This window comes from Streptomyces sp. RLB3-17, assembly GCF_007113425.2.
Taxonomy (GTDB): Bacteria; Actinomycetota; Actinomycetes; order Streptomycetales; family Streptomycetaceae; genus Streptomyces; species Streptomyces mirabilis_D.
The window spans coordinates 10,317,524-10,338,444 of sequence record NZ_CP041610.2 but is presented as its reverse complement, the minus strand read 5'-3'; the positions used below and the strand labels follow the sequence as shown (position 1 = coordinate 10,338,444).

General features: G+C 70.4%; 18 protein-coding genes and 5 pseudogenes. 8 read left to right on the top strand and 15 right to left on the bottom strand.

Annotated elements, in window-relative coordinates:
* Nucleotides 1-38: 38 nt before the first annotated feature.
* Nucleotides 39-467 carry a hypothetical protein gene (locus FNV62_RS46490; protein ID WP_225900631.1) on the bottom strand — a complete coding sequence of 143 codons (429 nt, stop codon included), beginning with the start codon at nucleotides 465-467 and terminating at the stop codon, nucleotides 39-41.
* A 185-nt stretch (nucleotides 468-652) separates the two neighbouring features.
* Nucleotides 653-1,612 (bottom strand): annotated as a pseudogene (locus FNV62_RS46485) (DUF1152 domain-containing protein).
* A gap of 188 nt (nucleotides 1,613-1,800) precedes the next feature.
* On the opposite strand from FNV62_RS46485, the gene FNV62_RS54835 reads away from it, so the two are divergent.
* Both FNV62_RS54835 and FNV62_RS46475 read left to right on the top strand, forming a co-directional pair.
* Nucleotides 1,801-2,343, top strand: a complete 543-nt coding sequence (locus FNV62_RS54835) for a hypothetical protein (RefSeq protein ID WP_186003168.1) — start codon at nucleotides 1,801-1,803, stop codon at nucleotides 2,341-2,343.
* A 344-nt stretch (nucleotides 2,344-2,687) separates the two neighbouring features.
* Nucleotides 2,688-2,879 carry a hypothetical protein gene (locus FNV62_RS46475; RefSeq protein ID WP_164331404.1) on the top strand — a complete coding sequence of 64 codons (192 nt, stop codon included), beginning with the start codon at nucleotides 2,688-2,690 and terminating at the stop codon, nucleotides 2,877-2,879.
* Nucleotides 2,880-2,964: 85 nt separating this feature from the next.
* Here FNV62_RS46475 and FNV62_RS46470 read toward each other — a convergent pair whose 3' ends face one another.
* The 3 genes from FNV62_RS46470 to FNV62_RS46460 all read right to left on the bottom strand — a co-directional run bounded on the left by FNV62_RS46470 (nucleotide 2,965) and on the right by FNV62_RS46460 (nucleotide 4,655).
* Entirely contained in the window at nucleotides 2,965-3,204 is a 240-nt protein-coding gene (locus FNV62_RS46470) for a DUF5302 domain-containing protein (RefSeq protein ID WP_143610317.1), read from the bottom strand.
* A 389-nt stretch (nucleotides 3,205-3,593) separates the two neighbouring features.
* On the bottom strand, nucleotides 3,594-3,689 hold the full coding sequence (locus FNV62_RS56315) for a DUF5131 family protein (RefSeq protein ID WP_225900926.1): 96 nt from the start codon (nucleotides 3,687-3,689) through the stop codon (nucleotides 3,594-3,596).
* Nucleotides 3,690-3,755: 66 nt separating this feature from the next.
* Nucleotides 3,756-4,655 (bottom strand): alpha/beta fold hydrolase, encoded by a 900-nt coding sequence (locus tag FNV62_RS46460; RefSeq protein WP_143604154.1) that lies wholly within the window; start codon nucleotides 4,653-4,655, stop codon nucleotides 3,756-3,758.
* 82 nt (nucleotides 4,656-4,737) lie between these two features.
* Here FNV62_RS46460 and FNV62_RS46455 point away from each other — a divergent pair, with 82 nt between their 5' ends.
* Both FNV62_RS46455 and FNV62_RS46450 read left to right on the top strand, forming a co-directional pair.
* Entirely contained in the window at nucleotides 4,738-5,217 is a 480-nt protein-coding gene (locus tag FNV62_RS46455) for a MarR family winged helix-turn-helix transcriptional regulator (protein WP_143629580.1), read from the top strand.
* A 269-nt stretch (nucleotides 5,218-5,486) separates the two neighbouring features.
* Nucleotides 5,487-6,299, top strand: coding sequence for a hypothetical protein (locus FNV62_RS46450; protein WP_143629578.1), 813 nt, complete (start codon nucleotides 5,487-5,489; stop codon nucleotides 6,297-6,299).
* A 114-nt stretch (nucleotides 6,300-6,413) separates the two neighbouring features.
* On the opposite strand, the gene FNV62_RS46445 is transcribed toward FNV62_RS46450, so the two are convergent.
* The gene (locus FNV62_RS46445; protein ID WP_144316224.1) at nucleotides 6,414-6,863 is read right to left on the bottom strand and encodes a hypothetical protein; all 450 of its coding nucleotides are present in this window, start codon (nucleotides 6,861-6,863) and stop codon (nucleotides 6,414-6,416) included.
* Nucleotides 6,864-6,894: 31 nt separating this feature from the next.
* On the opposite strand from FNV62_RS46445, the gene FNV62_RS46440 reads away from it, so the two are divergent.
* Nucleotides 6,895-7,032, top strand: a complete 138-nt coding sequence (locus FNV62_RS46440) for a hypothetical protein (protein ID WP_164331862.1) — start codon at nucleotides 6,895-6,897, stop codon at nucleotides 7,030-7,032.
* 682 nt (nucleotides 7,033-7,714) lie between these two features.
* On the opposite strand, the gene FNV62_RS46435 is transcribed toward FNV62_RS46440, so the two are convergent.
* Entirely contained in the window at nucleotides 7,715-8,098 is a 384-nt protein-coding gene (locus FNV62_RS46435; protein ID WP_143629574.1) for a hypothetical protein, read from the bottom strand.
* 262 nt (nucleotides 8,099-8,360) lie between these two features.
* Between FNV62_RS46435 and FNV62_RS46430 the strand changes: the two genes are divergently transcribed.
* Nucleotides 8,361-9,056 (top strand): TetR/AcrR family transcriptional regulator, encoded by a 696-nt coding sequence (locus FNV62_RS46430; RefSeq protein WP_097287810.1) that lies wholly within the window; start codon nucleotides 8,361-8,363, stop codon nucleotides 9,054-9,056.
* Between the two features lie 197 nt (nucleotides 9,057-9,253).
* On the opposite strand, the gene FNV62_RS57715 is transcribed toward FNV62_RS46430, so the two are convergent.
* Nucleotides 9,254-9,460, bottom strand: a complete 207-nt coding sequence (locus FNV62_RS57715) for an Arc family DNA-binding protein (protein WP_143604152.1) — start codon at nucleotides 9,458-9,460, stop codon at nucleotides 9,254-9,256.
* Between FNV62_RS57715 and FNV62_RS46420 the strand changes: the two are divergent.
* Nucleotides 9,459-10,561: pseudogene (locus tag FNV62_RS46420) on the top strand (RNA-guided endonuclease InsQ/TnpB family protein). The gene FNV62_RS57715 and the pseudogene FNV62_RS46420 sit on opposite strands and share 2 nt — an antisense overlap.
* A 132-nt stretch (nucleotides 10,562-10,693) precedes the next feature.
* Here FNV62_RS46420 and FNV62_RS46415 read toward each other — a convergent pair.
* Entirely contained in the window at nucleotides 10,694-12,337 is a 1,644-nt protein-coding gene (locus FNV62_RS46415; RefSeq protein WP_143604151.1) for an APC family permease, read from the bottom strand.
* A gap of 710 nt (nucleotides 12,338-13,047) precedes the next feature.
* Between FNV62_RS46415 and FNV62_RS46410 the strand changes: the two genes are divergently transcribed.
* Entirely contained in the window at nucleotides 13,048-13,656 is a 609-nt protein-coding gene (locus FNV62_RS46410; protein WP_143604150.1) for a response regulator transcription factor, read from the top strand.
* Nucleotides 13,657-13,938: 282 nt separating this feature from the next.
* Here FNV62_RS46410 and FNV62_RS56305 read toward each other — a convergent pair.
* From FNV62_RS56305 to FNV62_RS57275, 6 genes and pseudogenes are all read right to left on the bottom strand, one after another.
* Nucleotides 13,939-14,985 (bottom strand): annotated as a pseudogene (locus FNV62_RS56305) (ATP-binding cassette domain-containing protein); the annotation flags it as partial.
* A 416-nt stretch (nucleotides 14,986-15,401) separates the two neighbouring features.
* Nucleotides 15,402-17,114 (bottom strand): ABC transporter ATP-binding protein, encoded by a 1,713-nt coding sequence (locus FNV62_RS46400; protein ID WP_143629572.1) that lies wholly within the window; start codon nucleotides 17,112-17,114, stop codon nucleotides 15,402-15,404.
* Between the two features lie 166 nt (nucleotides 17,115-17,280).
* Nucleotides 17,281-17,397 carry a SapB/AmfS family lanthipeptide gene (locus tag FNV62_RS46395; protein ID WP_054233519.1) on the bottom strand — a complete coding sequence of 39 codons (117 nt, stop codon included), beginning with the start codon at nucleotides 17,395-17,397 and terminating at the stop codon, nucleotides 17,281-17,283.
* Between the two features lie 81 nt (nucleotides 17,398-17,478).
* The gene (gene lanKC / locus FNV62_RS46390; RefSeq protein ID WP_144316223.1) at nucleotides 17,479-20,127 is read right to left on the bottom strand and encodes a class III lanthionine synthetase LanKC; all 2,649 of its coding nucleotides are present in this window, start codon (nucleotides 20,125-20,127) and stop codon (nucleotides 17,479-17,481) included.
* Between the two features lie 238 nt (nucleotides 20,128-20,365).
* Nucleotides 20,366-20,614, bottom strand: a pseudogene (locus FNV62_RS56300) (IS630 family transposase); the annotation flags it as partial.
* Nucleotides 20,615-20,738: 124 nt separating this feature from the next.
* Nucleotides 20,739-20,789 (bottom strand): annotated as a pseudogene (locus FNV62_RS57275) (hypothetical protein); the annotation flags it as partial.
* Between the last annotated feature and the right edge of the window lie 132 nt (nucleotides 20,790-20,921).

Sequence of the window (20,921 nt, the reverse complement as noted above, 5' to 3'; positions counted from 1 at the left end):
GGGCGGGGCCGGGCACTGCCCCGCCCCATTTCGCGCGATCAGGATCCAGCGGGCCAGAACTGGACGAGATAGCGCTCGACCCCCGTGCCGGTGCCCTCACCGTCGGACAGAGCAGCAGCCTCAGCCCGGCCCGCACAGCTCACCCGGACCTGCCACGCACCGCCGGAATCGGCCAGCGTGATGACATCGTCGGCTCGGCCCAGGCTCATAGACCACACCACCACCTGGCCGCTGGTCGATTCGAAGTCGGCTTCGGCCTGCTCGTCCCAATTGGCTGGGTCTTGTTCGGGCGGCGGGCCGTCCCACACTTCGACCGTGACGGCGGCAGTGTGGGTGTGGCCACCGCTGGTGATGTCCAGCCGCCCCGGATGAGTGCTGAGGAATGTGTCGTAGTCGAAGTCGTCAGGGAACGGCACCGCCAGGTCCGCGTCATCGGACTCCTGCAACCCGAACGCGTTGTACCCCACATCCGCATCGATGTGCTACTTGCGGACAAGCTCTGCCATGAGCGCCACTTCGACGTCAGAGGGGCGACGCGGGCACTCGTTGGTGGGACGGTCGACCCAAGACCGTCCCACTCATGCCAAACCCTCGCTGCACTCCCCACCGCCAGGCCGTTGACCAGGAGAAATACAGAAGTCCGGCTGGAGTACTAGTGCGGGAAGTGGCGGGGTGGTCGAGTGACTATGGATTCGCGGAACTCGGCAATCCGCGAGTGGACTTGGCGCATCAGGTGGGTGTCCTCGATCCGATCCAGGTAGAGGCAGCGGGCTGCCAGGCCCGGGAGGTCGAAGGCGAAGTACAGGGACATCAGCGGGTTCACGAACAACTCACTGCCCCGGGTGCGGTCAGTGAACCGGACATCGCCGAACGAGCCGCGCACGGCTGCCGCGATTGAACCGTTCACGATGCTGGGGTACTCCGGGGTGTGGTGCTGAGCGTGCGTCACCGCGTCAAGGTAGAGCGCGCCCTCACGGGTGGCCCGCGGTATCGAGAACGCACCGAGGTACGCGCCGTCGCGCTCCAGCGCGGCGATATTCTCCAATACCTGCACATGGTTTACACCGTGGTACGCGTCTACACCGAAGCCGACCGACACGACGAGCCGCGTCGGTATGCCGTCCAGCGCAGCCAGCGCCGCCACGCTCGTCAGGTCTTCCTCTGGAGTGCCGAGCCCGGCTTCATCGCCGCGCATCAGAATGTCCGTACCGCCGTCGACCAGCACCACAGCGTCGACGCAGTGCAGCTCGATCAGTGCTTAGTAGGCGGCGCGCAGCGGGCGCACCCCGGTCTGGGGGAAGGCGTACACGGTGAACGGGTAGCCGTGCTGACGCAGCCACTGAGCGAGGGTCCGCTCCGGGAAGTAACTCTGGTGCAAAGCGGAGTCGGGAGTGACAGCGGCCAGGTCCGGGGCAACCCAGTCATCGATCGGAAGACCGTCAAGTGCGCTGAAGGAGAGGTTCGCGAGATATACCTGCTTGCCCTGATGCAGGAGGGAGAGAGCCAACGGCAGGCCGGAGTAGATGTCGAAGCCGCCACCCGCGCCCGCGACGAGGATCCGTTCGGCATCAGCGAGCCGGGTGAAGAGTGGGTTGGAGTGGAGGGACGTCATGACGATCATTGTCCGGGGACCCGGCCCCGGGCGCTCCCGAGTTCTCGACGCGACGACGGAGCCACGGAGTAACCGGAATCAAGACCTCCGACCCTTGACCGCCCAGAGTCAACCTGTTGCGGTAATAGCCCTGACTGCGGACACGACCGGGTGGCCGTACCGGCGGCGCAGGGCCCACGCTGGAGTCCGTGTTCGCCGCCCACCAGATGTCGGCGCCGTGGGCGCTGTGCTCGTCGATCACCCAGGAGGAGACCGCGCGCGAGTGGCTGACGTGGGCATCGGCCGGAATGGAGGGCGTGGTCTTCAAGCAGCTGAACGACACCTACCGCCCGTCGGTGTGGGGCTGGCAGAAATACAAGGTCCGCGAGACGAGCGAGGCGATCGTCGGCGCGGTCACCGGCTCCCCTGCCACTCCCCGCACGCTGTTGCTCGGCAGGCACGACACCGATGGTCGCCTTCAGTACGTCGGCCGAACCACCACCCCCGCCCGGGCAACGGGTAATGCGTTCGCCGGCCTGCTCGCTCCGGGACGGCACGGGCATCCATGGACAGGTTGGTCTTTCTCCGTCGGGTGGGGCACCAGGGAGACGCTGAACGTCACGCCGTGGAACCTGAGCTGGTGGTGGAAGTCGGCGCCGACGTCGCCCGCGACACCTCCGGCCGGTGGCGACAACCAGCACGCTGGCACCGCGCCCGCCCCGACCTCTCCCCCGCCGATGTCCCCCGCCTGACATCACCACCGCCCTGGCGGCAGCGCAGCGCGGCGTCCCCGGCCGACGCGCGAGGAGCACCGGCGGCACCCGATCCCCTCGCCCGCCGCCCGGGACCTGTCCCACCCACCCACTTTCCTTGTTCTTCCTGTTGTGGGGCGTGGTCCAGGTGCGTAGAGGGTGCGGACGGTTGTCGGCCGGGATGTCGGAGGGGGTTACGGCCTGGTCCGCGGAGGCGTTGTCGCTTCGTGACCGTGGTCGGGCCTTCGTGGTCGGGGCTCTGGTCGGGGCCGACTGCTGCCGTGACCAGTACGCGGCGCCGGGCAGGACGGTGCCGCACCGGACGGGAAGCGAGCGGAAACGTGATGATCAGCCTGGACGCGGGCAGCGGGGACCGGCTGGCGCTGGCCGTGCTGGTGCAGTACCGGATGGCCACCACAGAGCAGATGACGGCCGATCAGGAGCTTCCATGCGGGCCGCCTGCCGGTGCCGTAGCGATTCCTGGCCACGGCCCTCGCCGAACCTGCGCGGCAAAGGCCTCACCCGATGGCTCGTGAGCGGACGACCCAGGGTGGACCTGGGCGGGCCGGCACGACGGCCGGATCGTGCCCTGCGAGTCACCTATCCGGCGGCCGTTTGGACTCAGCCGCCGCTCTTGCGCCGAAACGACCGCTGACTCGCGGCCGGGCCGTGCGCCCCGCGGATCTTCGACGCGCCGGTGTTCGCAGCGAGGGCGGCCGCGTCCGCCTGCATGCCCCGCTTGCGCGCCAGGGCGTCCCGGAACTTGCGTTTCAAGTCATCCTGCCCGTCGTCGGGTGCCGGCGCGGGCTCCTCGATGTCGGCCAGCTCCGGACCTTCTTGCGGTGAGGGCTCTGCAGTCATGGTGACCTCCGGGTTCGGGCAGTGGGAAGCACAGCTTGTCATGGAACACGGTGTCCGCAATCAGGCCCCTCAGTCCGGGCGCGCGTCCGCGAAGGTTGGTGAGGCCTACACGCCTGCAGCAGCTGGTCACAACGGGTCGAGGTCGCCGACAAACACGACGAGGAGAGCTTCCTCTTCACCCGATGACCAGCAGCAGAGATCTCACTGACCTTCGGCCGTGCTTCGAACCGGCGGGCAACAAGCGCCGCGAGGAATGCTTCCGGCGCTGACCGACGCCGGCGAACGATCGCCGATGCGCGCTCTGTTGCTGCCAGACGATGGGCTGTGCCTGTGTCGGGGTTCATCGCGACCGCTGTCGCCGTCATCGGAACACCGATCTATGACCGCACTCAGCCTCGCCCAGCGGCTCGCCGACCACCGCACCCCTTCGAGACGCGGTCGCACCCTGTGGTCGGGTTCCATGCCGCCTCGGTCCACTCGATCACGCTCGCGCCGAAGCTGCGGCTGAATCCGCACGTCACGACGTCGGGTTGGTCCTTTGCGTTGGTCTCCTAGAACCGTTGGGCGGCGTCGATGTTTCCGACAAATTCGAGAATGGCCTTCGCCAGCTCGTCGGGAGCCTCCATCGCGGCGTAGTGGCCGACCCCGTCGAGAGATACCGAGCTGACCTCGGTCGCCGCCGCGGCCTGCGTCATGGTGGCGGCCGTGAAGGAGCGTCCGCCGGCGCCGACCGCGAGCACAGGTACGGTCAGGCCCGGCGCGTCGGCGAGAGCCTTGATCTCGGAGCCCTCGCGCAGCATCGACCGGTAGAGGCCGATCGCTCCTCGCCAGCCGTCGGGCCGCGCGTAGCTGCGGACGAATTCGTCGATGTCGGCGTCGGTGCTCGCATCCGGGGTCGCGCTCGTGGCCGAGAATGCGAACTGTCCCAGGAACTCACGCTCGCGACCGGCCAGCAGCATCTCGGGAATGCCGGGCGCGGCGAGAACACCGATGTACCAGGCGCCACCGTGGGTGATGTCGGCCAGCGCCTCCACGCCGAACCCGGGCAGTCCCGTCTCAATCGCGATGAAGCTGAGCACGTCGTGCGGGTGCGTGGTCGCGAGTCGGAACACAGTCGCTCCGCTGATGTCCTGTCCGGTGAGATGGACCGGGCCGACGTCGAGTTGCTCGATCAGAAGGTGCAGGTCCTCGGCCGAGGTGGCGCTGTCGTACTCGCCCGGCCCGTTGCCGGAGTCGCCGAAGCCGCGCAGATCGACGGCGAAGACCCGGTGGCGCTCGGCGAGCAGCGGGATGAGCTTGTGGAAGGCCCACCAGGTCTCGGGGAACCCGTGGACCAGCAGGATCGGGGTTCCGCTGGTTCCCGCCGCGACGTAGTGAAGCGTGGTTCCGTTGACCTCGACGCGGTGGTGCGTGATCCCCGGGAGTGTGGCACCGGCCGGTGTGGCGTTCATCGTGCCCCCTATTTCGACAACCTTGTTGTCTATGACATTAGACAACAAGGTTGTCGTTGTCTAGTGGTCGTATTCTTCTTCCATGCCACGATCCGGTGCTGACCTCGCACTGCTCCTGCTCGGAGGCTTCCGCTCACTGGCGGATGCCGCGACCGCCGAACTGGCCCGCCGTGGCTACGAAGACGTGCGTCCCGTCCACGACTTCGCCATGCGGGCCATCACCGCTGGTGCGGACAACGCTTCAGAACTGGGACGACGTCTGTCCGTCTCCAAGCAGGCGGCGGCGAAAACCATCGCGGTGCTGCAGGAGCGCGGATACGTGGCACGTGACACGGACCCCCTTGACGCCCGTCGCAAACGCCTTGAGGTCACCGCACTCGGCGTCGAAGTGCTGCGACAAGGTGAATCGATCTTCGACGAGTTGCGCGACCAGTGGGAGCGGCAGATCGGTTCTGCCGAACTCGCGAGCCTTGAGGCGCACCTGGCCACGCTGGTTGGCGCCCTGCCCGTGCGCCTGGATGCACCGGGCTGGATTGCACATGACCTCGGCGGGCCGGCCTAGCAGTCCTCCTGCCCACGAGCGCGCGCCTTGGCAGTCGATTCGCCGAAGATTCCATCCGCCCAGGCCGAGAACTGTCGATACGGCCGCCCGCAGGGCTCCGGCGTGGCCGGGGCAGGCATTGCTGCTGGCCGATGACAAGTACTACGGCCCCGAAGGCGAGCCCTTCCTCAACGGCTCGCGGCTGCTCTACGTCGTCACTTCATCGCCGCCCCGGAGTAGCCTTCGCCCGCCAGCAAGCCCCGCTCGCCCTCCGCTGTCGCCCCCGCCGCGTGGCCAGCGCGCCGACCAGCCTCAACGAGCTGGCCGGACCCAAGCACGGGATGGTGGCGCTGCCGCTGCACATCGTGTGGTCCGGACTGCGCATCCTCAATACGGACCGGCCCTGCCAGCGCAGGAGCCTGTACAGAACAGTGCTCGCCGAAGGCATGCGTGACGATCTATGCCGCTTCCTCAACAAGGGCATCCTGCTTGAGCTGTGGCCGGTACTCCGCAAGCTCATCAGCACGGCCATCAAGGACGTCCGGGAAGAAGCATTCCCCGAGGAGCTGCTGGCGGAGGCCGAATACCGGATGACCGATCTGCCCAAGGCGCCGGCCGATGAGTGGGAAAGCGTCACCATCGACATCACGGACGCGTACGGCAAGCGGACTTACGTGCAGCTTCGACCGGACCAGCTCCGAACAAAGCCATGCGGCCGGTCGGAGGTGAAGCCGGTACTGCCCGGCATGCAGGCGTGGCGTCCGTTCCTCGGGCGGGGTTTCTGCCGTCCGGTCGCCCGGCTGGCCCCGGCCCGCCCTCTCGAGATTCTCTCGTACAGCAAGCTCCAGTGCCTCCCGTGCCACCCCAACGGCCCAACCGGCTCATCGCGACAACCGGCGCTCCCGGCCGTGTCCCTGCATCAGCTGGAAAACCCGAAGCCACTGACCCAAGTGGCGCCACCGCCACCCCTTGCAGACAGTAAGAAACATGAACCGGCACCGACGCTCACCCCGTCGAACCTCGTGGATCGCGAGCGGTGCCGCCGTGCTGGTCGCCGGTGGCATCGGCGTCGGCATTTGGGCGATAGTGACCCCCGACCATGAAGCCCCTCGGCCCACGCCGTCGGACATAACACGGCCCACGTCGACACGCACACCGAGGCTCAAGCCGACAGCGACGGCTCGTCCCCGGCAATCAGCCCCCTCGAGCAACCGGCCTCAGCCGACGCCCCACCAGACGGCGACGGCCCCCTCGTCCGGGCCGAAACCGAAGCCACCGGCAACACAGTTCCCCGCGCCCAAACCGTCGGCGACAGCAGTGCCGAAGCCCACGCCAAAACCGCCCGTACCGTCCCTGCCCGCGCCCACGCCCACGCCCACGCAGCCTCCAGCACCCCAACCACCGACAACAGCAACAGCAACAGCAACAGCAACAGCAACAGCAAAGCCCATACCGACACTGACCGCGCCGCCCCCGCCCAGGCCCACACCGATACGGCCCTCTGCGCCCAAGTCACCGACGACAACACCGAAGCCCGCACCAACGCCACCTACGCCCAAGTCCACGCCGCCCCCGCCGCCCGTGCCGCCTCCGCCTCCGTCACAGCCGCCGACACCGACACCGACGCCGACGCCGACGCCGACGCCGACACCGACACGGTGGTACACGAACGCGGCGGCGACGGCCGCTGCTCAGCGCATGGCCGCTGCCAGAGTGGTCGGCGATCCTGCCTGTTCGATGGCGGCCGTCGGCCAACCGGACCCGGCGCTGCTTCCAAAGGGCCTCACGTCGGTCGGCACCGGACAGGCCGGCAACTACTGGTGCCTGATCTGGTAGCGCCCTGGGTCCGGTCGTGTCGGGTGCCCTCGCGGCCCGAGCGCAGCACTCACGCCTCACGGAAGCGGGGAGACATACCGGTCTCCTCTTCGCGCCGTATGACGTCGAAAGCCTGCCGGCTACCGGCCGGATCCATGGTCCTGGCCGGTGCTCCTGGGCCGAGCGGGAAGCCGGGCAGCCTGGCCGGGCAGTCGAGGATCGAGCGTGCAGGCAGGACCCCGTTGGCCGTGAGGTCGCCTCCCGTGTCCTGCCCCTCAGCTGTGTGTGCTGGTGGCGCAGGGCCCCGCGGTGTGCCGGCGGCGGTGGTCATGGTGACGTCGACAGTGCCGGTTCCCGCGGAGGGGGCGACGGTGGTGAGCGACAACGGCGTCCCGCCCTGAACGGCGACGCCGCCACAGCTCACCCCTGACCGGGCGTCGGTCTCAAGGCAGGGACCGGCGTGTGGGGAAGCGATCGGCAAGGGAAGCGGTTGACGAGGTTCATGTGTCGGTGCGGGCCTGGCCGTGGTCGGCGTGGCCGGCGCTGAGGGCCAGAGTGCCTTCGCCTTGCGTGCGGCGTTCGTCTCCATGCAAGTGTGAACCGCCGTGGGGCGCACGATCCGGGATCCTGGTCGGCCGGGGGTGCGGCCGTGTTGCTGTGTGGGCAGGCGCCGGCGTTCCGGAGTGGGGCGGCTCGGGCCGCGTCAGCTGTGGTTCAGGGACCACACGACCTGGTCCTCGTGCCAGCGGGCGGTGCTGACACCGTGCCACGAGGTCGCTGCGTCGACCTGGTCCTCGTACCAGCGGGCGGCGCTGACGCCGCGCCACGAGGCCGCTTCGCCCTCGTGGTCCGCAGCCCGTACGTAGCGCACAGTGTCCTGCCCACGGTGGTCGTCGCGGCGGCCGTCGTCCTTGTGGTGGCCGACTTGCTCGGTGCTGGTCGCGGACGTGGCGGACACGTACTGCGTGTGCTGCACGGGCACCGGAGTCGTGGCTGCCGACGCCGAGCCGCCGGCGCCGAGAAGGGCTCCGCCGGCCAGTGCCGTGGAGGCGAGTGCGATCGAGACGCGCTTGGTCATGCTGTTCATGGTCATTCCCCTTGCGAGACTGCCGCGGTTTCGCCGAGCTGGCGGCCGCCGCTTCTATGTGAACCGAGATCCGGAAATCCCGGGTCAGTCGGCTTGCCGCAAGGTCATCCGGAGGGGTGCCTCACGTTCGGCTCTGCCACCGTACCCGAGGGGTGCCTCATGTTTGCAGTGAGGCTCATCACAGCACGTCAGAGGAGTGAGATTGCGATCGGAAACATGACAACAATCGAATTCGAGGGGGGCCTCATGTTACGCTCGAGCCATGAGCCACCACCACGCCCCGTCCGCGAGCGAGACACTGGCGAAACCCCTACGCCGTGACGCACAGCGCAACAGGGACGCGATCGTGGCCGCCGCCCGCACGGCCTTCTCCGAGCAGGGCCTCGGGGCGTCCCTGGAGGGCGTCGCCCGCGAGGCCGGCGTCGCGATCGGCACGCTCTACCGCCACTTCCCCACACGGCTCGACCTGGTCGAAACACTCTTCAACGCGAAGTACACGGAACTGCTCACCACCGCGGAAGAAGCCGCTGCCATGGACGACGCCTGGGAGGGGTTCTGCCGCTACCTGGAGAAACTCTGCCAGCTGCAGGCCTGCGACCGCGCCTTCAACGACCTGGTCTCGGCACGGCTGCCCCTTCACGTGGCCGGCCGCAAGATGTACGAACGCACCAAGGAACTCGGCATCCAGATCATGCGCAACGCCCAGGAACAGGGCGTCCTGCGCGGCGACGTCACCGCGCAGGACATCGCCTTCGTGATCTGGTCCCAGGCCGGGATCATCCAGGCCACACGCACCATCGCCCCCCAAGCCTGGCGTCGCCACCTCCACCTGATGCTCGACGCCTTCCGCACCGAGGGCGCCCACGAACTGCCCGAACCCCCTCTGACCAGCCAGCAGGTCGACCAGACCCTCGTCACTCTGGAGTGCACCGAAGAGGACTGCCGCGAGCAGTCCTGACCACACGAGAGACAAGTCCGCGGACAACAGCTGCGCATCACACCGGACCGGCGCCACACCGGACCAGTACCTCGGACGACCGGCCGGGACGGCCCCGGACAGCACTCCGGGCGGCAGGACCACGGGCCGTCCGACCGCCGTCTTCCGGCTGCCCCAGCCCGCGCTGTCACCGGGATTCCCGGAGGATGCCCTGGCCTTCAGGCCGGGGAGGAATCCGGTTTCCCGCGGAGCGGGGCAGGGGAAGCCGGATCGCCGCTGGGCGATCCGGCGTCCGGCCGGGGAGCGGTGAGGGCGACCTCCAGGAGGTGGAGGATTTCGGAGTTGAGGGACCGCCGGTCCGCAGCGGCGCGGGCGGTCACCTGTTCGTGTAGGTCTGCCGGGATCCTGAGTGAGAAGCGAATCATGACGACGCCCATGGAAGCCGACGGGGCCGGGCGCGCCCGGTACACCTACCGGCTTCGCGTGTCGTCGAGTGCCCGTACCGCGCTGGAGGCGGAGTGGGCACTGGCGCGGGAGCGTACGCCGTGGCTGCGTGAGGGCAGCTCAGTTCCTCAGCAGCAGCTGATCCGGGACTTCGGCAAGTCCCGCGCGAAGGCGCACAAGGACATCCGGGAACGCCTGCCTCAGCGGCAGCGGGCCGGTATGCCGGGGTGGAAGAAGAAGCACGAGGCCTTGCCGACGCTGAACTGCACCCGGCGCGGGTTGCGGCCCCAGGACGACCGCCTGCATTTGGCGGGTGGGATCGTGCTGACGGTGGTGTGGTCGCGCAGCCCGCCGGGCGAACCTTCCTCGGTGCGCGTGTACCGGGACAGCGTCGGGCACTGGTACGCATCGTTCGTGGTCCCACCGAGGTGCAGCCGCTGCCGGAGACCGGCCGGGTGCTCGGCGTGGACTGGGGCGTGAAGGAGACCGCGACCACCACCTCCAACGCCCATGGTCTGCCGCACGCCCAGCACGGCCGTAAGGCGCAGGCTGGGCTGACCCGTTACGACCGGATGATGGCCAGCCGCCGGCCGAAGAAGGGGCAGGCCGCCTCGAAGGGCTACCGCGAGGCGAAGAAGTGGCGGGCGAAGACCTACGTGAAGATCGCCCGGCAGCGGCACGACACCGGCCGCAAGTGGGCGAAGAAGGTCGTGACCGACCACGACGCCATCGCCGTCGAGGACTTCAGGCCGAAGCTCCTCGCCACGTCCTCGATGGCCCGCAAAGCGGCGGACGCCGCGCTCGGCGCCACGAAGAAGGCCCTGGTCGAGATGGGCCGCAAGCACGGACGGGACATCCGTCTCGTGCATCCTGCACACACCACCATGGACTGCGCATCGTGCGGAGCGAGAACCAAGCACGCACTGCCGCTGTCCGAGCGCACCTACACCTGCACCGCATGCGGAGTCGTCTCCCCCAGAGACAAGAACTCCGCCCGCATGATGCTCGTCCGGGCAGGTCTGAACCCGGCTGGTGCCGAGGGCGTAAGACCACCGGGAGCACTGCTCCCAGAGGCAGCCTGAGCCAGGAATCCCCGCCTGAAGGAAGGGATCCCCTCCCTTCAGGCGGGGAGCAGTCAAAGCCGGGACAGTGTGCTGTCCTGTCCTGGAACCGGCCGCTTCGGGACCGCCCCGGTATGAGGGAGTGCGGACGGGTCAGTGGCCGCCCGCGTCGACGACCTCGATGTCCTCGATGTTCTGCTCGATCGCGTCGGTCGGCAGGGCCACGCGGATCGCCCAGTGGTAGATCGCCAGGGAGAACACGGCCACGACGGCGATGTCCGTCCACATCGGCAGGTTGCCCTGGCCGCCACCGAAGGTGCCCTGCCAGGAAATCACACCGATGCCGAGCAGGTAGACCGGCAGCCACTGGGCGGACTTCCAACTGATCCGCGGAGCGTTCGGCAGGCCCTTCTTGGACGCGTAGAGGGCGTAGCCGCCGAGCAGGAGGTAGCCCAGGACGATCGCTTCGCCCAGCTTCTCCAGGGTCTGCCAGCCGCTCCAGTAGATGATCAGGCTCGCAACGATGAACGCCAGTGGGGAGAGCACACCGCCGAGCGGCAGCCGGTAGCTGCGCTCACGGTTCGGCAGGCGCCGGCGCATCGCGCCGAAGGCCAGTGGAGCGCCCGCGTACATCAGCACGCTGGCGGAGGTGATGAAGCCGACCAGCTGCTGCCAGCTCGGAAACGGCAGGAAGCAGACCACGCCGGTGACGAAGGACATGATCAGGCCGTACACCGGGACCCCGCGTGCGTCCGTGCGCTCGAAGACGCGCGGCGCGTAGCCGTTCTTGCTCAGACCGTAGGAGATACGGGAGGTGGAGGTGGTGTAGATCAGACCGGTGCCGCCCGGGGAGACGATGGCGTCGAAGTACAGCACCACGGTCAGCCAGCCCAGACCGACAAGGGTGGCCAGACCCGCGAAGGGGCCACTGATACCGACGAAGTCGAGCTTGTCCCAGCCCTGGGCGAAGCTGCTGCCGGGCAGCGCGCCGATGAAGACGACCTGCAGCAGGACGTAGATCAGCGTGCCGATGGCCACTGAGCCGAGCACCGCGCGAGGGATGTCGCGCTTGGGGTTGCGGCTCTCGCCCGCCAGCTGGATCGCCTGCTCGAAACCGAGGAGGGCGAAGACGATGCCGCTGGTGCTGATCGCGGCGAGCACGCCCTTGGAGCCGAACGGCGCGAAGCCGTGCGAGGTGAAGTTGCTGCTGTGGAAGTGGGTCGCAGCGAGGGTGAAGATGGCGAGCAGCGGCACGAAGATCTTCAGCCAGGTGGCAGCGCTGTTGGTCCGGGCCAGCACCGAGACACCGAGGAAGTTCACGGCGACGAAGACGCCCATGAGGATCACCGCGACGATGAAGCCGCTCGTCGTCAGGGTGCCGTTGTCATTGAGGAAGCTCTTGGCGAAGTGCCAGTGACCGGCGTAGCCGATCATGGCCTCGACCTCGATCGGCGCCACGGTTGCCGCCTGCAGCCAGGCGAACCAGCCAAAGGACATGCCTGCCAGGCCGCCGAAGGCGTAGTGCGGGTAACGGGCGGTACCGCCGGCGACGGGGAACATTCCACCCAGCTCGGCATGGACAAACGCCAGCAGCACGATCGCGACCGCGCCGATGCCCCAGGAAATCAGAGCCGCCGGGCCGGCGGCGACGACGGCGTTCTTCGCGCCGTACAGCCAGCCGGACCCGATGATCGAGCCGGCGGACGCCCAGAGCAGTCCGATCAGTCCGACGTTCCGTCGGAGGGAGCTGCGGTTCTGGCTCGTGCTTGGTGGGGCGAGCTGGTCGACAGATGCCATGGGGCGGCCTCGCAGTGTTAGTGGTGCGTTAAGAGTCGCCACAGGCTAGGTTCGGAATGTCACCATGCAACAGCCCATACAGCTGAATGGTTATTTTCATCACGTCCATTCATGATCGTCTGCTCATGATCGTCTGCGCGGCTCGGTGACCACCGCTGGACGTGGTGGATCCCGTGCGGCGACCCGCTGGCGTGCATCTGACCCTGGCGGCGAAACCATGATCAGGATGCAGTCGTCGCCGTGGTGCCGACCAAGCCGTGGTCGCGGCCGGCCGCAGTTCCCCTGCGTGAGTGGGCGTTGCGGGACCGTGAACGCCGTGGCATCACCGCCGCGGTTGCGAAGGGCGCCCAGCCTCGGAAGGCGGTGCCGTCCGCTGATCCGGACGAGCGGGTGTGGCGGTTGGAGGCCCGGGGGGGGCCGAGCTCGAGGCAAGTGAGCGCAAGCTCGCCACCGAGCGGGACATCCTCCGCGAGGCGGCCAAGTATCTCGCCGGAGAGACGAACTGGTGAGGAGCCGCTTCCGGTTCGTTGACGACCATCGGGACACCTACGAGGTGAAGCCGGAAGCACGCCGCGGCGTGCGGGTGCTGCGCGTGCGCCCCCTCGCATCCTGATGGCTGGTTCTTCGCGCTCAGAAATGTTGCGGGGGCCCAACAATGGGCACGCGCTCAGCATCACAGGACTGGCGTACGGCAGGTTGAAGGGGCGGCAGTGATCCAGGTACTTCTCGTGCACGACGGATGTCTCGTCAGATCGGTCCTCGCGCAGTGGCTGTCACGGGAGCCCGACCTGCGGGTGGACGACGTCCCCTGGCGCCGGGCGTCCCGTCACGTGCGCGCGTTGCGGCCCGACGTGTGCGCGGCGGATCTGGACTGCTCGGACACGGCCGGCATTCCGCCCCTGGGCGAGTTAGGTCTGCGGGGCGGCGGCCAGGTCCTGTCCCGCTTACTCGTACTTGCCACTGCGAACAGGCCTGGCCTGCTGAGACGGGCCCTTGAGGCGGGCGCGCTGGGCTACGTCGACAAGACGGGGACGCCCGAGCAGCTGCTGCGCGGAATCCGGAAGGTCGCTAAGGGGGAACGTTTCGTCAGCGAGTCGCTGGGGTTCGGATTCCTCAAGGCCGCCGAGATGCCGCTGACCCGCCGGGAGCTGAGCGTGTTAACCCTCGCCGCCGAGGGGGCCTCCGTCGCGGAGATCGCCGGGAGCCTGCACCTGTCCCACGGGACCGTGCGCAACTACATGGCGGCCATCACCCGCAAGACCGGCGCCCGCAACCGCATCGACGCCATCCGCATCTCCCAGAGCCAGGGCTGGCTGTGAGAGCTGCCCGGGTTCCCAGCCACCCACGAGGTCGCGGTAGAGGGGCGAGCGGCGCAGCACCTCCTCATGCGTCCCGAAGGCCGTGCGCGGGCCGTCCATCACCAGCACCCGGCCGGCGCGGCGGGCCGAGCTGATGCGGTGGGCCACGACCACCAGGGTGCCGCCCGGCCGGGCCGCGAACGCCCGCTCCGCCCGTTCCTCCGCCACCGGGTCCAGATGGCAGGTCGCCTCGTCCAGCAGGACGAGGGGGGCGGACGACAGGTACGCCCGCGTGAGCGCGATCAGCTGGCGCTCCCCGGCCGACAGCGTCGCTGGATCCACGCTCGCCCCCGGCCCGCCCAGGGCGTTGAGCAGCGGTGTGAGCCCCACCGCCTCGGCCGCGGCGAGCAACTCCGCCTCGGGGACGGGATCCGGCCGCAGATGGGCGAGGTTCTCCCTGAGGCCGCCGCTGAACACGTACGCCTCCTGCGGGATCAGCACGCGCCCGGCGGCGGCCTCGCGGCCCGGCACCCGGCACCCGCAGATCCGTATGTCTCCGCGTACCGGCTTCAGCAGTCCCGCGACCAGCCCGGCCAGCGTGGACTTCCCGACACCGCTCGGCCCTACGACGGCCAGATGGGCGCCGCTGGGCAGCGCGAGGGTGAGGTCGTCGACGACGGGGGCGCAGGCGGGGCCGTAGGAGAAGGTGAGGGACGTGAGCGCGAGGGCCGGGGGCACTGCCGGGGTGGAGGGGCACGGAGGCGGGGTGTGCGGGGTGAGCTCGGTGACGGCGGGGCGGGAGACCGCAGGCGGGGGCGGCGTCAGCCGGCGCAGCACCACGGTCAGGCGCGAGCCGCTGGTGCCCAAGCCGTGGATGAGGCCGGTGAGGGCGGGGAGGAGCGACTGGCTGACGTAGGCGAGCGCGCCGAGCACGGCGCCGGGGGTGACTCCGTGGTCGAGGAGCCAGGGGGTGCCGGCCAGGAGCAGGACCAGAGGCAGGTGGCCGCCGACTGCGAGACAGACGACGCGGGCCACGCCCCAGCGAGCCAGGGCGCGGGCCGCCCGCTGCTCGGCGTCGGCGAGGGCGCCGGCGTCCGCGGCGATCCGGTCCTCCGCGCCGGCCGCCGTGACATCCCGTAGCCCCGGGCAGACGGCGCCCAGGTTCTCCGCCAGGGCCTCGTCGGCGGCGAGGTACGCCTCCTGCCGTCGCGCCAGCGGACGCAGGGTCGCTGCGAACAGAGCCACTCCGGCGACGAGCGGCGGCACGACGGGCAGCAGCAGCAGCGGGGCGAGCGAGCACAGGCCCGCCAGCGCGCCGACGGACGTGAACACGAACGAGCGCGAGACCATGACCAGGCCCGCGAAGGTGTCCCGGGCGATCTCGACCTGCTGGGTCAGGCCGGACAGCGCCCCGCGGTCCCCCTCCCACACCCCGCGCCGCACCACGCCGGTGACGAGCCTGTCCCTGAGCGGCTCCACCAGCGCGGCGACCGCCCCGTACACCCGCCCGGTGCCGTACGCGCCGACGAGTACGCCGAGCCCGGCTGCCGCGAGCCAGCCGAGCCCCACGGCGGCCCGTCCGGCCAGGAACCCGTCGTCCAGTGCACGCGCGAGGGCGTAGCCGAGGAGGAACGTCTGACCCGTCTCCAGCACCGACCAGCCGGCGAGCCGCACCATCGCCCGTCGGCCGACGTACAAAAAGCGCAGGGCGAGCAGGGCGCGGTGGCCCAGGTGTCCGTGCAGCCGGTGGAGTCCGTCCCGGTGGGTCACGCTCCTGCCTCCTCCCCTGCGGCCCCGAACACCGCCCGGTAGCCAGGCAGCCGCCGCCACAGCTGTGCATGCGTGCCCACCGCCCGGACCCGCCCCGCGTCCAGCCATGCCACCGTGTCGGCACGGGCGGCCGTCGCGGCCCGGTGGGCCACCACCAGCCGGGTGCCGGTCGCGGCCCTGCCCAGGACGGCCTCGGAGACCTGGTGCTCGGTCACCGTGTCGAGGCTGGAGAGCGCGTCGTCGAGGACGAGCAGACGACCGCGCTGGGCGAACGCCCGGGCGAGGCCCAGGCGTTGGGCCTCGCCGCCGGAGTGCGGGGCGTCGGCGACGGCCGTCGCATAGCCGTCGGGCAGGCGGCGGACGAACGCGTCGGCGCAGGCCGTACGAGCGGCCTCCCGGACGCGGGCGGGAGAAGGGCAGCGCAGCCCCAGGGCGATCGTGTCCTCGACGGTCGTGCCCAGAAGGGCGGGGCGGTCGAAGGCGTACGCGACCGCCGCGCGCAGTTCGGCGCGGGAGAGGGCGGGCAGCGCGACGCCGTCCAGCAGCACCTCGCCGGCGTCCGGGTCGGTGAGCCGACCCGCGAGCGCGGCCAGCAGCGACTTGCCCGCACCGGAGCGGCCGACCAGGGCGAGCGTCGTCCCGCCGGGCACGACGAGGTCGACGCCGTCGAGCACCGTGCGTGCGCCGCGTCGGGCGCTCACCCCGCGCAGCTCCAGGTGGCCGGGGCCGTCGGGCGGCAGGCTCCGGTCCCCGTGCGTAGGGGCGGGTTCAGCCAGGACCTCGCCCAGGCGGCGGGCCGCCGTGCGGGCGCGGACCAGGCCGGAGAGCTGCCCGACCAGCACGCCGACCCCGGTGGCGAGGACCGCGTAGCGGGAGGCCGCCAGGACGTCTCCGGCGGAGAGCCGGTGCCGGCTGAGCAGCATGCCCGCCACGGCCACGACGGCGAGGTGCAGCAGAGGCGCCACCGCCACCGCCCGCGCCGCCGCCCGCCCCTGTACCCGCCACATCCGCCGACCTGCCCGGGAGAGTTCGGGCAGCGGTCGCAGGATCCGTTCCGCGTCCCGGTCCGCCGTGCCCGCTGCGCGGATGGTGCGGGTGCCGCCGACGGCCTCGGCGAGCGCGGACGCGATGCGCCCCTGCACCCGCTGGTAGTCGGCCACGCACGTCGAGGTGTCCCGGGCCAGGGAGCGCAGCAGGAGCGTCAGCAGCGGCGCGCCGGTAAGGAACGCGGCCGCGAGCCACGGGTCGATCACACCGAGCGCGACCACGCCCCCCACCGGGCCGGCGAGTGCGGCCAGCAGCGCGGCGCGGGCGCCGGGCGCCGTGCCGGCCTGGGCGGCGTTTCCCACGAGTCGCGCGACGAGGTCACCGGGGCCGAAGCGGAGCGTCGCACGCGGCCCCAGGGCCAGGACATGACCGGTCACCCGGCGGCGCAGGAAGGCGGTGGTGCGGGCGTCGAGGGTGCCGGCGAGCACGGTCTCGCACGCGTCGAGCCCGGTCAGCAGCAGGACGAGAGTCGCGCAGATCAGCACCCAGCGGGTCGCCGGGGCGTGGGCGAGCAGGAGGTCCAGGGCCCGGCCGAGGGCGGCGGGCAACAGCAGTCCCGCGCCTGTCGTCGCCACGCTCACCAGGCAGAGCGCCGCCCAGCGGGGCCCGCTGTGCCGGCTCGCCGCGGTGAGCAGTCCACCGGTCGTCGGGTCCATCGACATCGCGCACCCCCTCGGAGCTTCCGCGCCTCTGCGTTTCTGCGTTTCTGCGTTTCTGCGTTTCCGCCCGATCGGGCGGACGACCCCGGGCGGCCCCATCCCTCGCGGGAGCGGGACCGCCCGGAGTGTTCAGCGTGAGCCGTTCGTCAGAGCGTTCGGCACCGCTTCGTCAGAGACAGAGCAGAACGCTGGCCGCGCTGATGCACGACAGGAGGCTGACGGTGCTGTTGCCGCCGCCGCCGGTGTGCTCGTCGGATTCCATCGTCTGCAGGTCGAGCAGGGCCATGGTGTGTCCTTTCGTCGGTGTCGGTTGTTCGTCCCGTGGGGACAGGGTTGCGTCACGACTCCGCCGGATGGCAGAGCCATGTCATAGGGGCCGCCGATGCGGCGGCGGAAGGAACGGCAGGTGCGCGGCAACGCCCTCGTCGCCCGAGCCGAAGGCTGCGGCGAGGGCGAGCAGCGCGCCCGCCGTTCCGGTGGCGAGGTCCATGGAAAGGCGCATCATCTGGTGCCCGGGGAAGGCGAGTTGGCCCTGGTACGGCATCGCCGACCAGCCCAGCCCGGCGATCTGCTCGTCGAGCCGAGCCCGCGTCGCCCCCGGCGCGGTGGTGCGGGCGAGGTGCAGGATCATCCCGGCACGTCCCTGGAAGAGGCCGGGCTGCGCGTAGAAACGGGAGGTGGCCGCGGTGAGGATGCCGGCACGGGCCCGCGCGAACTCCGCGCCGGCATCCGGGACGTGCGCCGCATAGTCGTCGAGCATGAGCCCCACGCCCACGCTCCCGTCCCCGAGATACGGCATGGTCCGCCACCCCTCGTCGACCTCCACCGCGCCCCCCTCACGCTCGGCACAGCACTCCAGGTCCCGCCGCAGCGCCACGCCGGCCGCCTCCAGCAGCGCACGCTCGCCGGTCTCCTCGTACCGCCGGAGGAGGAACAGCGCGGGCCCGCTCGCGCCCCGCATCAGCCCGGCCCGTCGCCGGGGCGCGGCCGGCGCCGGTTCGGCGAGGCGACGTACGAGGAGGTCGGCGGCCTCGGCGGCCCGCTCGTGCAGTTCCGACTCGCCGGTCGTGGCGGCCAGTCGCCCCAGCACCAGGCCGAGGCCGGCCAGGCCGCCCTGGAGGTCCGAGGACAGATGCTGCCAGCGTTCGCGCAGGATGCCGTCGACCAGGTCGAGGGCCCGCTGCCGGTGTCCGAGCAGGTCGAGGGTGTGGGCGACGCCCGCGAGACCGTCGTACAGACCGAGCGGGGTGCCCGTCGGGGCCGGGGCAGTGTGGTCCAGGAGCCAGCGTTCGCCCTCGTCGTGGCGTTCGGCGCCGACCGCCGCCAGGGCGTACAGGACGCCGGCCGCGCCGTGCGCGAGGCCGAGGCCGCCGCCGTCGGAGAACTGGGCGACGTCGCCGGGGTAGAGCCGGTCGTCGCGCTCCGGGGTCGCCGAGGCGAGGATCGCCTTGATCATCGAGTCGCGGCTGTGCGGCCAGTCGCCCGGCTCCACCCGGGAAGCGGGGGCCGACGGCACCCGCTCCGGTGCGCCGGTCCCGCCGACAGGGGCCCCGGTGCCGCAGACATCGCGGGTGATCTCCGCGACCGCCTCGTCCAGGAACTCCCTTGGCACGTCCGGGAACTGCTGCGCGATCACCTCGGCCAGATGGGCCGCCTTGCCCCGGTCCACCACGAGCAGCGTGGTGACGGGCAGGAACAGGGCGAGCCGCAGACACGCCAGCGCGTACCGGTCGACGTCGGCGCCCCGGCGGTCCGGTGGCGCGAAGAACCCGGGATGCGCCACGACTTGGCGGCCGTTCTCCTCGGCCGGGGCGGCCGCCTCGAAGTCGATCAGGAACACCGACTCCTCTTCGGGCGCGACCATGATGTTGAAGACGTGCAGGTCGTTGAAGACGATCCCGCGCGCGTGCACCTTCTCCACCGCGCACTCCACCGCCCGGTGGATGCTCACCGCCCATGCCGTGTACGCGGCGACGGCCTGCGGGTCGGGGTCGGGAGAGAGCAGCGGGTGCCGTTCGGCGAAGAAGGAGTTCAGCGGGCGCCCCGCCACGAAGTCCATGACCAGGAAGCGGTGGTCGCCCAGGGTGAACCAGTCCCGCACCTCGGGCACCACCCCGCTCCCCGCCACTGCCTCCAGAGCCCGCTTCTCCCGCTCGAGCCGGGCGATCGCGTCCGCCCCGTCGGAAGCCAGCCCCGCGTGCGGCCGCCCCTCCTTGAGCACCACCTTGCGCCCGTTCCGGGTGTCGGTGCCGGCGTACACTCCGCCGCCGTTGGAGAAGTGCAGCGCCTTCTCGATGCGGTACGGCAGCTCACCCACCGTCGTGGTGTTGCGCGCCGCGAGATGCGGCTCGAGGAACGCGGGCAGCGCCACCCACTCCGGCACCTGGAAGGACGGCGCCCGCCGGTCCGGCACCAACGTGCCCGAGCCGTCGCGCACCGCCGGCACGAGCGAACCCCGCTCGTCGACGACGTACATGCGCGCGAACGCGCCGTAGCGGACGTACAGCGGCCCGTCGTGCCAGCGCAGGTCGGTGAGGATGTAGGGGCCCTCGAAGCCCTCCAACAGGGAACCCAGCTCGCGCAGGACCGTGTGCAGCTGCTCCTCGTCGGCCGGGTAGACGGTGACGAACTTGCCGCTGGTGTCGCGGCCCGCGTACTTGGTGTTGCGCAGATGCAGCAGATGCGGGCCCGGCACGAACTTGAACGGGATGCGGCGAGGGAAGCAGTAGTCCCACACAATCGCCGCGATCCGATCGGCGTTCGCCCGGGTGGCCGAGGCGTGGATCTTCCAGCCCTGGGCCGGCGCCGCCGCCGGGGCGCCGTCCGCGCCGAGCGGCGTGAGTGTCAGCCAGTCGCCGACACGGGCCGTCGCCCAGCCCTCCGGGATGGGCCTGCGTGCCGTCTCGAACACGGGAACAGTCCCCTGAGCCGCCCCTGCGACGCCCGTCGCCAGCCGGTCGGGTGTCTCGTAGAAGTGCGCGTCCGCCAACGCGTACACCTCGTACCGCTTGTCCATGCCTCCCCTTCCGTGGCCCGCCCAAGAGACTCGCAAGCCGGCCTGGGGCACCGACAGTCACGACTGTCACGAGCTCACTGTGCGAAACGCACGGGTAAAGACATGTTCGGCTCGTTTCGATCGCGGCCCCGCGCCGCCTCCTGGACACATGTGCTCCGCGGGTTGCTCTCGTGGGGCGTCGAGCCAGGCTCATGCCGACAGATCCCGATATCCGGCCCGGGTCGCCGGGAACGATCGGCACCATCGGGGTGCCGAGCTGCTGGTGGGCGGCGATCAGTGGATCCCTGTAATCAGTCCAGGTGAAACTGCGTCTGCCGCCCCGTTTGTGATCGATGTGCCGCTTGGGCCGGTAGATCAGACGTGAGCGTTCGCCCTGCTTGTAACAGGCCAGAGCGGCGATCGAGAACCGGCGCTGGGCACGTCCGCGCACCCTGATGACGGGCGTGCGCCCTCGCCTGGCCCAGGTCCGCGTGGTGGGCGGCGTCATCGAGAAGCCCGCCTCGTCCTCGAAGCAGACCCCCGCCACGGTGCTTCCACCTGCGGCCAGGTCTCTTCACCCAGCCGCTCACGGCGTCCTCGTCGCGCTCCACCGCACGACGGGCCGGAACCTGATGGCTGAAGCCATGACGATGCAGCATCTGCGCGATCGCCGAAAAGGTCATGCCTTTGTGGGAACGGCGCCCGATCAGGGTGCTGATCCGCGACAGCGTCCAGGTCTGGCCCGGCCAGCCGTGCGCCACCGGCCCCTCGGCCAGATCCTGCTCCAGCCACCGCAGCCAGCGCCTCTCTCAGCT